Here is an 11,898-nt window from a genome sequence, read left to right on the forward strand (position 1 = left end):
CTTGTTATTTGTAATCGATATAATCATCCACCTTACCACGGTAAGTAGATTTTCTCATTCAAGTAACGAGGAGGGCTTATGGCCGTAGGGTGGGCAAACGACGATAGCGTCAGCCAACAAATTCAAAACACAATAGACGACGAGATTTCCCGTGTTCGTGGCAGTATCACAAAGGGTGAGAGCACCCATTACTGCGATGAGTGTGGTGATGAGATCCCAGAAGCGCGTCGTCTTGCAATGAAAGGCGTTCGTTTGTGTATCGAATGTCAGTCAACAATCGAATTGGTATCTCAACGCCAAGCATTGTTCAATCGACGAGCGAGTAAAGACAGTCAACTTCGATAGCTTTACTGCTCTAATAAATAACGAGACGGTTTGAGTCTCATACTCAAACCGTTTTCGTATTGAATGGAACTATGAAGCGAAGCAGTCTTTACGTTGCAACGCTGCATCAATCGCGTTAACTAGCTTCTCAATATCTTCTGGCTTGCTGATGAACGGCGGCATCATATAAATCAGTTTGCCAAATGGACGAATCCACACTCCGTGTTCAACAAACAAGGCTTGGATGGTTTCCATATTCACAGGGCGAAGCGTCTCCACTACGCCAATAGCACCCAACCAACGGGTGTTTTTCACCAAGTCGTATTCTTCAAGTTTTGGTAGTAACTCAGAAAACAGCGTTTCAATTTGTTGGGTTTGTTGCTTCCAATCACCTTGCTCGATCAATTCCAAACTTGCAGTAGCTACGGCACAAGCGAGTGGATTCCCCATAAAGGTTGGACCGTGCATAAAACAACCAGCATCACCACCACAAACAGTGTCTGCTACGTGTTTGCTCGCGAGGGTCGCAGAGAGGGTCATGTAGCCGCCAGTAAGTGCTTTCCCGACACACAGAATGTCTGGTTGAATATCCGCATGTTCGCAGGCAAACAATTTACCTGTGCGTCCAAAACCGGTAGCGATCTCATCTGCAATCAATAACAGACCGTATTTGTCGCAAAGTCTACGCACGCCTTTGAGAAATTCTGGATGGTAGATGCGCATGCCGCCTGCGCCTTGAACAATAGGTTCTAGGATCACCGCAGCAAGTTCTTGATGGTGCGTCTCAATCTTGTGCTCGAAGTCGGTAAGGTCTTCTGGCTTCCATTCATCCCAATAACCACAAGTTGGTGACTCCGCAAAGATATGCTCAGGCAAAAAGCCTTTGTAGAGAGAGTGCATTGAGTTGTCAGGATCGGTGACCGACATCGCCGCAAACGTATCGCCGTGATAACCGTGTCGCAAAGTAAGAAACTTCGGTCGGCGTTCGCCTTTTGCATGCCAATATTGAAGTGCCATTTTTAAGCTGACTTCTACGGCAACAGAGCCTGAATCGGCAAGGAATACATGTTCAAGATTACTTGGTGCTAGGGATAGCAACTTCTTACACAAACTGATTGCTGGCTGGTGGGTAATCCCGCCAAACATCACGTGAGAGACCTTATCGATTTGCTGGTGAGCGGCTTGATTTAAGTGCGGATGGTTATAGCCGTGGATCGTCGACCACCAAGAAGACATGCCATCGACCAGCTCAGTACCATCTTCCAATTTAATGTGCACACCATTTGCCGATGCCACTGGGTAGCAGGTCAGAGGTGTCAATGTAGAAGTGTAAGGATGCCAGATATGCTGGCGGTCGAAGGCGAGATCCATGTGCGATTCCAATAATAATTTAGATTAAAAAACAGACAGATGTAAACTTTGTTCTTTTGCGTCGTGTTGACAGTTTATCGAGACTCAGTAGACTGTCAACACAACAACAAAAGTGACTAAAGGAATACACGTGGAAGTTCGTCATAACTGGACGCATGCTGAAGTGCGCGATCTCATGGAAAAACCATTCATGGATCTCCTATTCGAAGCGCAGCTTGTACATCGTCAATATCAACAAACCAACCATGTTCAAGTAAGCACGCTTCTGTCGATTAAGACAGGTGCTTGTCCAGAAGATTGTAAGTACTGTCCTCAGAGTGCTCGTTACACCACAGACATCGAAAAAGAGCGTCTGATGGAAGTAGAACGCGTACTCGATGCTGCGCAAAAAGCCAAAAATGCTGGTTCTACTCGATTCTGTATGGGCGCAGCATGGAAAAACCCGAAAGAGCGTGACATGCCACATTTGACCGACATGATCAAAGGCGTGAAGGGCATGGGTTTAGAAACGTGTATGACATTAGGCATGCTGACGCCAGATCAAGCAAAGCAATTGGCAACCGCAGGTCTGGATTACTACAACCACAACCTAGATACCTCACCTGAATTTTACGGCAACATCATTACCACACGTACTTACCAAGACCGTTTAGATACTTTGTCTCACGTTCGTGATGCTGGCATGAAGATTTGTTCCGGTGGCATCATCGGCATGGGTGAAAGTGCTAACGACCGAGCTGGTTTGTTGGTTGAATTGGCTAACTTACCGGTACACCCTGAAAGCGTTCCAATCAACATGCTCGTGAAGGTAAAGGGGACACCACTGGAAGAAGTGGATGATGTTGAGCCTTTCGATTTCATTCGCCTGATTGCGATTGCACGAATCATGATGCCTCAATCAGCCGTTCGTTTATCCGCTGGCCGTGAAAACATGAACGAACAAATGCAAGCGCTGTGTTTTATGGCGGGTGCAAACTCCGTTTTCTATGGCTGCAAGCTTCTGACCACGCCAAACCCTTCTGAAGACAAAGACATGATGCTGTTCAACAAGCTCGGTATTAACAGCCAAGAGGTGTCTCAAAAGCCTGATGAAATCGAAGAAAACGAGTTACTCGATCGCGTCGTAGAGCGCGTTGCTGCCCGTCCGACAAAAGACGACCTTTTCTACGATGCCAGCGTTTAAATCTCGTATCGAGTCCGCCCTTGCTGAGCGTAAAACGCAAGGGTTGAATCGTTCTATGAATGTGGTGTTTGCCGGTAACCAGTCCGTTTTGGAACACGAAGGTAGACGCTACATTAATTTCTCAAGTAATGATTATTTGGGATTGGCTAATGACCAAGCGCTTGTTCGGGCTTGGCAGCAAGGTTTAAGCGTATATGGTAGTGGCAGTGGAGCATCACCGATGGTGACTGGCTTTAGTGCCGCGCACAGCAATTTAGAAGCCGCACTGACCGAATGGTTGGGTTACGACAGAGCAATTCTGTTTGGTTCTGGATTCAGTGCTAATCAAGCCTTGTTGTTCACCTTGTTGGAAAAATCAGACGTATTGATCCAAGACCGTTTGAATCATGCTTCATTGATAGAAGCGGGGGCGTTGTCACCAGCTAAGATGAAGCGCTTCAAACACAATGACATCGAGCACCTAAAGTCGCAGATTAATAGCGAAGACAACCATCTAGTTGTGACGGAAGGGGTATTCAGCATGGACGGTGACTGTGCACCACTCGCTGATATCGCTGCTGTCGTTGATAGCCACAATGCATGGTTTGCTGTCGATGACGCTCATGGAATTGGTGTTCTCGGTCAATCCGGTGGTGGTTCTTGCGAGCTTGCCGCGGTTAAGCCTGAGTTATTGGTCGTTACCTTCGGTAAAGCGTTTGGTATGTCTGGCGCGGCTATTTTATGTAACCACGCAACGGGGGACTTTTTAACTCAGTTTGCTCGTCACCATGTGTATTCCACGGCGATACCACCAGCACAAGCGTATGCGTTGACTCATGCAGTCTCGATGGTTCAAGAGCAGTCTTGGCGACGTGAAAAGCTCTCTGAGCTTAGTGAAGTGTATCGAGATAGTCTTAGCGACCTTGAGGGGTTTGTTGAGACTCAAACTTCGATTAAGCCCTTTTTGATTGGTGAATCTGAATTGGCTTTGCGAGTAGCAGGTGCTTGTCGCCAAAACGGTATTTGGGTTACCGCTATTCGACCACCGACGGTGCCTAAAGGGACGTCTCGTCTTCGAATCACACTCACTGCCAATCACACCAACGAACAAGTTAAAACGCTTTCAATGGCATTGAAGCAAGCATTAGGAGCGCTGTAATGGATAATGCAACTACCGCATTAGCGCAAACGCTCGCGTTAGAGAGTTTCCATCAAGATAAAGACGCGATTGCCTCTTCGTTTGGTAAAGCAGCAGAAACATACGATAAACATGCGGCTTTTCAACGTGATGTCGGGCATCAGCTGCTTGATAAACTTCCTGAAAACTTGACGGGAAAACGTGTATTGGATTTAGGTTGTGGCACGGGTTATTTCTCCCAACTACTTCAACAACGCGGTGCGGAAGTAGTCTGCGGCGATATCTCTCAAGCCATGTTAGATAAAGCAGAGCAGCGTTGTGGTGCAGTACGAATGCACTACCAAGTTGCTGATGCTGAAAACTTACCATTTGACGATGATAGCTTCGATTACGTGTTTTCAAGTTTAGCGCTGCAATGGTGTACAGATTTAAGTTACCCACTAAAAGAAGTGCGCCGCGTGCTAAAAAATGGTGGGAAAGCGTGGTTCTCTACACTGGTTGATGGATCACTGTATGAGCTGCGTGCATCATGGGAAAAAATTGATGCATATCAACACGTCAATAACTTTCTAACGCTCAATCAGGTAAAAATTGCGTTAGCGCAATCTCGATGTGACAGCCATCAACTAGACTTGACCACCATCACAGTTTGGTACGACTCTGCATTTTCAGTTATGCGTGACCTCAAAGGTATAGGTGCAAATCACGTAAGCGGGCGCTCACACGGTTTAACTAGTCGCGAGACTTTGTTAAAAGTTGAGCATGCGTACCAAGCGTTTAAAAACGATCAAGGTCTTCTACCTGCAAGTTATCAGGTTTGTTTTGGAGTAATACATCTATGATTGATGCTTTTTTTATTGCTGGTACGGATACTGATGTTGGAAAGACGGTAGCGTCTAAAGCCATTTTGCAAGCGATCGCCGCAAAAGGACTAAACACTATTGGTTATAAGCCAGTGGCAGCAGGGAGTGACAAGACTGAAGCCGGATGGCGTAACTCTGATGCTTTACACTTACAAGACGCCGCAACACTCGATGTGGCCTATGATGATGTGAACCCATACGCTTTAGAGTTGCCTGCTTCTCCCCACATTGCAGCGAAGCATGAACATGTCGAAATAAGTTACGATGTTCTGAGTCAAAAACTGGCTCAACATAAGCAGCAAGCCGATGTTGTTCTCGTTGAAGGTGCTGGAGGCTGGCGTGTGCCAGTATCCGATACGGACTGTTTATCTACATGGGTAAAAGAAGAGCAGTTACCTGTTGTACTGGTGGTTGGCATTAAATTAGGCTGTTTGAGCCACGCTTTACTCACAGCGGAGAGTATTAAAACGGATGGTTTGAATCTTGTTGGCTGGGTGGCAAACCGCGTCAACCCAGGCACAGAGCACTACGCTGACATTATCGAGATGCTAGAAGCACGTATCGATGCACCTAAGCTTGGGGAAATTCCATATATTCCAAGTGCTAAACGTAAAGAGCTAGGCAAGTACATTAATGTAGAGCCGTTGCTAAACACTGACTAATGGTGTTTAGGGTAAAAGACTAAAAAACCAAAGGGCTGCGCAATGCAGCCCTTTCTTGTTGGTGTAACCTAAAAAGTCAGATTACTTATCTTGGCTGAGCCCCATCAATGCTTGTTGTGTTTCTGCAACACGCTGAGACATATGATGATCGGTTGAAATACCAAGTTGTTGCTTTGCCTCGTCCTCTGAGATGCCTAGGTGACAACGCAGTAAATCAATAGCCATCTGATAGTCGTTAGTTTCTACCATGGTTTTTCCCTCAATACATGGAGTTTTTGAGCTCACCCAATGCACTTTTTGCAATGTACTTAGAGTGGCTCTGTTTTGTTCATCTCATTCGAATTTAGCATGTCCATGTAGCCGCACAATAAGACCAAAGTCTATAGCAGAGCTAACGTACTGTTTTTGGTCTATTAAAAAATTTCTAGCTAAGTTGCTAAGAGGTGATAGATTTAACACCAAGATCATCTATCAATAGATGATGGGTAGCTCAGAGCTTATTTTATCATTTTGATAAATGTATATGAACGGAGGTTCCGGCTCCTACCAAAGCATGTTTTGAAATCGCTTGAATCAAATATTTCAGTCCCGAAAACAAATGTTGCAATTTATTGCTTAACCTTGTTTTTATCGCGGATAGACTATATCTATAACGCACGGAACATGAAAATCAACGGAATTGGCTTTTATAGCGATTACCATTTGTTCCTTATAACAATCCGTTTTAAAAAAACGATAAGCTTCCTCGGAGAAAAGTAATGAAGCGAATTATGTTATTCCTAGCAACTAACCTAGCTGTCGTGCTAGTGCTTAGTGTTGTTCTGAATATTGTTTACGCTGTAACTGGAATGCAACCAGGCAGTCTGTCAGGTTTACTTGTAATGGCTGCTGTATTTGGTTTTGGTGGCGCATTTATTTCGTTGATGATGTCAAAGGGTATGGCGCTACGCTCGGTTGGTGGTATGGTCATTGAAAGCCCGCGCAACGAAACGGAGCATTGGTTAGTCGAAACTGTGGGTCGTCAAGCTCAACAAGTGGGTATTGGTATGCCAACGGTGGCTATTTATGATTCACCAGATATCAATGCATTTGCGACAGGTGCAAAACGAGATGACTCTCTTGTCGCAGTTTCTACTGGTCTTTTACACAATATGACTCGTGATGAGGCAGAGGCAGTACTTGCACACGAAGTGAGCCATATTGCAAATGGTGATATGGTCACGATGACGTTGATGCAAGGTGTCGTGAACACGTTTGTTATCTTCCTATCACGCTTTATTGCCAATATCGTGGCATCGAACGATGATGAAGAAGGCCAAGGTACAAATATGATGGTTTACTTTGGCGTATCCATGGTGCTTGAACTGGTATTTGGTTTCCTAGCTAGCTTCTTGACTATGTGGTACAGCCGTCATCGCGAATTCCACGCGGACGCAGGTGCTGCGCGCCTCGTTGGCAAAGAAAAAATGATTGCGGCTCTAGAGCGTTTGAAGGTGAGTCATGAATCTCAACTGGATGGCACCATGATGGCGTTTGGTATCAATGGCAAGCAGTCGCTGACTGAGCTACTAATGAGCCACCCTCCGCTAGATAAACGTATTGCAGCGTTGCGAGGCCAGCAATACTAATTGTTCCTACTTAAATAATTGTTAATCTGCTGAAAAGGCTTGGTTTTGACCAAGCCTTTTTTTTCGCCGATTGATCGCGTGCGAACTTCATCACGTACTACTTACAGAAATAAAGTTATACAAAATTATTTTTGTACAACTTTGGAGGAATGAACTATCTTGTACATATAATAATTTTGTACAACTTAATGGGCGTGTAGGAGTAAAAAATGGACATACAGTCTGTTGGCAATATCTATCAAAAGCTCAACAAAGCGAACTTACATCTGCTTAAGGATATATATCACCAAGATGTAGTATTTGAGGACGCAGCGCATCGTTTAGAAGGATGGCCAGCACTTTCGGATTATTTCACCTCATTATATGCCAACGTCATCAGTTGTGATTTTGTAATCCATGAGCATCAACAAGTCGGAGATACAGGCTTCCTAACTTGGACAATGGACCTTCAGCATCCCAAACTTCAGAAGGGTGCGCCTATTCTCGTCAATGGTGTTTCGCACCTCAAATTTAGCGAAGGTCAGGTCATTTATCACCGAGACTATTTTGATCTCGGAGAGATGCTCTATGAGCATTTACCATTACTTGGTTCAGTCGTTAAAACCATCAAGCAGAGGTTAGGACAATGAACAACACCATTTTAATCACAGGCGCCACCTCCGGAATAGGAAGACAGCTTGCCCTAGATTACGCGACCTCAGAATGGAATGTGATTGCTTGTGGTCGGAATCAAGATGTTCTTGCAGAACTGGAGGCAGTTTCTTCCAAAATTCATACATTGCAGTTTGATGTGACAAATTATGAGGAAACTCAGCAGGCGCTCTCTAATTTGCCCTTTACGCCAAACACATGGGTTTTTAACGCAGGCGATTGTGAGTACATGGATGAGGGAGTGGTCGACGCGAAACTCATGGCGCGTGTGATGAACGTAAATGTTGTCGGTGTTGCCAACTGCGTTGAAGGCTGCCAAGTACATTTAGAGAGAGGGCACCGCATTGTTATTGTTGGCTCTATCGCATCAGAAGTGGCACTGCCTCGTGCAGAAGCTTACGGCGCATCCAAAGCGGCAGTCAGTTATTTTGCACGCACGCTCGCCGTCGACTTGAAAAAGAAAGGGATCAAAGTGGTAACGGTGTTTCCTGGTTTTGTTGAAACGCCGTTGACTGACAAAAACGACTTCGAAATGCCAATGATCATTTCTACTCAGCAAGCGTCGGACTCTATCAGGAAGCAGTTAGCCGCCAACAAGACCTATATCTATTTCCCAGCGAGATTTACCAGTATTTTACGTTTTATCTCGTTACTTCCATACAGTTGGCAAGCTCGCCTAACTGCTAAACTCGTATCATAAGAAGGAATAAAAATGAAAACAGCAGGAAGAAAGAAGATAGCGATTGTGGGAACGGGAATCTCTGGCCTTACTTGTGGTTATTACTTGCATAAAGAACATGAGGTAACGCTTTTTGAAGCGAACGATTACATCGGTGGCCATACTGCAACCGTTGATGTGAGCCTTGATGGTAGAGAATACGCGATAGACACTGGGTTCATCGTCTATAACGACCGTACGTACCCTAATTTCATTAAAATGATGAGCGAGATTGGCGTTGAAGGTCTGCCGACTCAAATGAGCTTCAGTGTCAGAAACGATGGGAACGGACTAGAGTACAACGGCCACACAGTGTCGACATTGTTTGCTCAAAAACGTAACTGGGCAAACCCTAAATTTTATCGATTTATCTTCGAGATACTTCGTTTCAATAAACTTGCCAAGCGCTTCGCTAGCGAGCAATCTTCGCACTCTCAGACGTTAGGTGAGTTCCTTGACGAACACAAATTCAGTGCTTTTTTTACCGATAACTACATATTACCGATGGGTGCTGCGATTTGGTCGTCGACTTTAGCTGACATGCGCGCATTCCCTCTTATGTTCTTCTTACGTTTCTTCCTCAACCACGGTCTGCTAGATGTGACTAACCGACCACAATGGTATGTGATTAAAGGTGGTTCACGTTCATACATTCCACCATTGACCAAAGGCTTTGCCGAGAATATTCGTCTTAATAGTCCTGTCGAAAAAGTGGTTCGCAACGAAAAAGGGGTTGGCGTTCAAGTTCGCGGAGAAACGCATTGGTTTGATGACGTTATCTTTGCTTGTCACAGTGATCAAGCAATGAGAATGCTAGAGGATATCAGCCCAATTGAGCAGGAAATCTTGGGGGATATGACATACCAAGCAAATGAAGTTGTTCTTCATACCGACTCTGCCGTACTACCAAAACGTAAGGCAGCATGGGCATCATGGAACTACCTATTGGAAGGCAGTGAAGAGGAACAGCAACGCCTCCCTTCGCTCACTTATAACATGGACATTCTTCAGCATATTCAATCAGAACATACGTTTTGTGTAACGTTGAACAGTACTGAGCAAATTAACTCAAATAAAGTCTTGCGTTCGTTCACTTATCATCATCCAGTATTCACCACTGAGTCTATTGCAGCGCAGCAGCGCAAAGATGAGATACAGGGCAAACAAAGTACCTGGTTCTGCGGCGCTTATTGGTACAACGGTTTTCATGAAGATGGCGTGCGTAGCGCGCTTGATGTTGTGAAAGAACTAGAAGAAAAGTACCGCGAACAAAATGTGGTTCCTTTCGAAAAAGGCGCAGCGTGATATGGATAGCCAAATGAACAGCCGATTGTTTATAGGCAACGTTCGTCACCGTCGATTCACGCCTGTGAATCATGAGTTGAACTACTCTTTATTTATGCCCGCCATCGATGTAGACGAGCTCGATGCTTTAGAGAAAAAAGTATGGGGTTTTGGTTCGCGTTGGTGGCATTGGGCTCGCTTCAAGCGCAGTGATTACATTGGTGAAGGCAGCGTCAAGTCGGCAGTGCACAGCAAAATTGAAGAACTGACAGGTGTTCGCTGTACCGGCAAGGTAATCGCAGTCTGTCACTTGCGTTATCTAGGGCTTTATTTCAGTCCCGTTAATTTCTACTACGTTTATAACACGGAAGGAGAATGGAAGTATCTCCTCGCAGAGGTGAGTAACACTCCTTGGAATGAACGACATTACTACGTGGTGTCAGCAGATAAAGAAGAAGAAAAGTTTGGTTGGGAACAAGTTAAAGCATTCCATGTTTCACCATTCAACCCGATTGACCAACTCTACCGCTGGAGAATTAAACCTTTGACAGACAAGTTGAATATTCATCTTGAATGTCACAAAGGAGAGAAACACTTTGATGCCACCATGGTTATGAAAGCCAAGCCACTTTCAAGCAAAACCTTATTGAGGTGTTTGATCGTTACACCAATACAAACGGTAAAAGTAATGGTTGGTATTTATTGGCACGCATTAAAACTTTGGGTGAAAGGCGCACCTTTTTATTCTCATCCTAAATATTCAACGCATGAAGAAATAGAAGCCGATACTGAAAAAACAGACAAAAAAAATAAAAAGCACAAGGAGAATTCTGCATGTTAAATACTAGTTCTATGACATTGCCGCGTAAATTGACGACAACGCAAAAAGCGGCTCGCGGAGTTATTTTTCAATGTCTGCAAAAAATGGAAATCGGCTGCTTAACAGTTATTGAAAGTTTTAAGACGGAAACGACAGAGCGAAGCGAGCGTTTTAGTGCGCCAAAAAGGGAGGACAGTGGTCAACCTGTTGTCGCTACTATAGAGGTAAAACATCCAGGCTTTTATTCACGGATCTTGCAGGGCGGCAGTATTGCTGCTGGTGAGGCTTATATGGATGGGTGGTGGGATAGCCCCGATTTAACCTCATTAATGAAACTGATGGCCCTTAACATGCGTGCTCTAGATAAACTCGAAGAGCAAGGCAGTTGGTTGACTAAAATACTGTACAAGTTCAGTCATTGGTCAAACAGAAACTCTGAAGAGAACTCACGTAAAAATATCCATGCGCATTACGACTTGGGTAACAACCTATACGAAGCGTTCCTTGACACCAATATGCTGTACTCGTCGGCGCTTTACAATCATGCGGACGACTCTCTAGAGCAGGCTCAAATCAACAAAATGGATCGTCTATGTCAGCAACTTGAGCTGAAGCCCACTGATCATGTTGTTGAAATTGGCACTGGGTGGGGCGCTATGGCGATTTACATGGCCGAACAATACGGCTGTCAGGTCACCACAACAACGATATCTGAAGAGCAACACGCGTACGCGGAGCAAAAAATCAAAGAGCGTGGCTTAGAAGATAAAATCACACTACTCAAAGAAGATTACCGTAACTTAACCGGCACTTATGACAAGCTCGTTTCTATTGAAATGATTGAAGCTGTGGGCAAACAATTCCTGCCTTCGTACATTAAGGTCTGTGAGTCTTTATTGAAGACTGGTGGCTTGATGGCGATTCAAGCGATTACGATTGCCGATCAGCGTTACGATTACTACAGTAACAACGTCGACTTTATCCAAAAGTACATTTTCCCGGGTGGTTTTTTACCGTCGGTAACCTCACTAACCCAAGCAACAACAAAGTACAGTGACTTAGTGACGCGAGACTTGTTCGATATTGGTTTGGACTACGCCAAGACGCTGAACGAATGGCACTTACGTTTTAATCGAGCAGAGAATGAAGTGCGCTCGTTTGGCTACGACGACCGCTTTGTGCGTATGTGGCGCTACTATTTGAGCTACTGTGAAGGTGGCTTTTTGGCTCGCACGATCAGTGCCGTTCACATGACGTTTCAACGCCCGTAGTTCGTT

Annotated in this window: 13 protein-coding genes; 11 read left to right on the plus strand and 2 right to left on the minus strand. The window is 44.9% G+C overall.

All coding sequences use genetic code 11. The features are described from left to right. Positions 1-78: 78 nt before the first annotated feature. A complete protein-coding gene (locus H9L11_RS12490) occupies positions 79-345 on the plus strand; it encodes a DksA/TraR family C4-type zinc finger protein (protein WP_033905078.1) in 267 nt (88 codons plus the stop codon). 69 nt (positions 346-414) lie between these two features. On the opposite strand, the gene bioA is transcribed toward H9L11_RS12490, so the two are convergent. Beyond that, positions 415-1,695, minus strand: coding sequence for an adenosylmethionine--8-amino-7-oxononanoate transaminase (gene bioA, locus H9L11_RS12495; RefSeq protein WP_033905079.1), 1,281 nt, complete (start codon positions 1,693-1,695; stop codon positions 415-417). A 130-nt stretch (positions 1,696-1,825) separates the two neighbouring features. Between bioA and bioB the strand changes: the two genes are divergently transcribed. The 4 genes from bioB to bioD are packed head-to-tail and all read left to right on the plus strand — an operon-like array spanning position 1,826 to position 5,520. Beyond that, on the plus strand, positions 1,826-2,878 hold the full coding sequence (gene bioB / locus H9L11_RS12500) for a biotin synthase BioB (RefSeq protein ID WP_005378222.1): 1,053 nt from the start codon (positions 1,826-1,828) through the stop codon (positions 2,876-2,878). Continuing rightward, positions 2,865-4,016, plus strand: a complete 1,152-nt coding sequence (gene bioF, locus H9L11_RS12505) for an 8-amino-7-oxononanoate synthase (RefSeq protein ID WP_205390790.1) — start codon at positions 2,865-2,867, stop codon at positions 4,014-4,016. Before bioB ends, bioF begins: the two co-directional genes overlap by 14 nt. Beyond that, positions 4,016-4,837 (plus strand): malonyl-ACP O-methyltransferase BioC, encoded by an 822-nt coding sequence (gene bioC / locus H9L11_RS12510; RefSeq protein WP_005388087.1) that lies wholly within the window; start codon positions 4,016-4,018, stop codon positions 4,835-4,837. The genes bioF and bioC overlap by 1 nt, the downstream gene beginning before the upstream one ends. Then, entirely contained in the window at positions 4,834-5,520 is a 687-nt protein-coding gene (gene bioD / locus H9L11_RS12515; RefSeq protein ID WP_054577962.1) for a dethiobiotin synthase, read from the plus strand. Before bioC ends, bioD begins: the two co-directional genes overlap by 4 nt. Before the next feature lie 81 nt (positions 5,521-5,601). Here the strand turns inward: bioD and H9L11_RS12520 are convergent, their stop codons facing one another. After that, a complete protein-coding gene (locus H9L11_RS12520) occupies positions 5,602-5,769 on the minus strand; it encodes a hypothetical protein (protein ID WP_005378215.1) in 168 nt (55 codons plus the stop codon). 509 nt (positions 5,770-6,278) lie between these two features. Here H9L11_RS12520 and htpX point away from each other — a divergent pair. The 6 genes from htpX (at position 6,279) to H9L11_RS12550 (ending at position 11,892) form a co-directional block, all read left to right on the plus strand. Beyond that, on the plus strand, positions 6,279-7,148 hold the full coding sequence (gene htpX / locus H9L11_RS12525; RefSeq protein ID WP_005388085.1) for a protease HtpX: 870 nt from the start codon (positions 6,279-6,281) through the stop codon (positions 7,146-7,148). A 209-nt stretch (positions 7,149-7,357) separates the two neighbouring features. After that, positions 7,358-7,777 carry a nuclear transport factor 2 family protein gene (locus H9L11_RS12530; protein ID WP_005378211.1) on the plus strand — a complete coding sequence of 140 codons (420 nt, stop codon included), beginning with the start codon at positions 7,358-7,360 and terminating at the stop codon, positions 7,775-7,777. Continuing rightward, entirely contained in the window at positions 7,774-8,499 is a 726-nt protein-coding gene (locus tag H9L11_RS12535; protein ID WP_054577961.1) for an SDR family oxidoreductase, read from the plus strand. Before H9L11_RS12530 ends, H9L11_RS12535 begins: the two co-directional genes overlap by 4 nt. 12 nt (positions 8,500-8,511) lie before the next feature. Next, complete coding sequence (locus H9L11_RS12540) at positions 8,512-9,822, plus strand: NAD(P)/FAD-dependent oxidoreductase (protein WP_205390791.1); 1,311 nt, start codon at positions 8,512-8,514, stop codon at positions 9,820-9,822. 1 nt (position 9,823) lies between these two features. Continuing rightward, complete coding sequence (locus H9L11_RS12545) at positions 9,824-10,642, plus strand: DUF1365 family protein (protein WP_005378205.1); 819 nt, start codon at positions 9,824-9,826, stop codon at positions 10,640-10,642. Continuing rightward, complete coding sequence (locus H9L11_RS12550; protein WP_205390792.1) at positions 10,636-11,892, plus strand: cyclopropane-fatty-acyl-phospholipid synthase family protein; 1,257 nt, start codon at positions 10,636-10,638, stop codon at positions 11,890-11,892. Before H9L11_RS12545 ends, H9L11_RS12550 begins: the two co-directional genes overlap by 7 nt. Positions 11,893-11,898 lie beyond the last annotated feature (6 nt).

The organism is Vibrio sp. sp1, from assembly GCF_016920955.1.
In the GTDB taxonomy this organism is placed as follows: domain Bacteria; phylum Pseudomonadota; class Gammaproteobacteria; order Enterobacterales; family Vibrionaceae; genus Vibrio; species Vibrio alginolyticus.

Coding starts and splice junctions, on each gene's coding strand:
- H9L11_RS12545 (WP_005378205.1), top strand. CDS start 9,824: ATGGATAGCCAAATGAACAGCCGATTGTTTATAGGCAACGTTCGTCAC.
- bioF (WP_205390790.1), top strand. CDS start 2,865: ATGCCAGCGTTTAAATCTCGTATCGAGTCCGCCCTTGCTGAGCGTAAA.
- H9L11_RS12535 (WP_054577961.1), top strand. CDS start 7,774: ATGAACAACACCATTTTAATCACAGGCGCCACCTCCGGAATAGGAAGA.
- H9L11_RS12520 (WP_005378215.1), bottom strand. CDS start 5,769: ATGGTAGAAACTAACGACTATCAGATGGCTATTGATTTACTGCGTTGT.
- H9L11_RS12490 (WP_033905078.1), top strand. CDS start 79: ATGGCCGTAGGGTGGGCAAACGACGATAGCGTCAGCCAACAAATTCAA.
- H9L11_RS12540 (WP_205390791.1), top strand. CDS start 8,512: ATGAAAACAGCAGGAAGAAAGAAGATAGCGATTGTGGGAACGGGAATC.
- htpX (WP_005388085.1), top strand. CDS start 6,279: ATGAAGCGAATTATGTTATTCCTAGCAACTAACCTAGCTGTCGTGCTA.
- bioC (WP_005388087.1), top strand. CDS start 4,016: ATGGATAATGCAACTACCGCATTAGCGCAAACGCTCGCGTTAGAGAGT.
- H9L11_RS12530 (WP_005378211.1), top strand. CDS start 7,358: ATGGACATACAGTCTGTTGGCAATATCTATCAAAAGCTCAACAAAGCG.
- bioD (WP_054577962.1), top strand. CDS start 4,834: ATGATTGATGCTTTTTTTATTGCTGGTACGGATACTGATGTTGGAAAG.
- bioA (WP_033905079.1), bottom strand. CDS start 1,695: ATGGATCTCGCCTTCGACCGCCAGCATATCTGGCATCCTTACACTTCT.
- H9L11_RS12550 (WP_205390792.1), top strand. CDS start 10,636: ATGTTAAATACTAGTTCTATGACATTGCCGCGTAAATTGACGACAACG.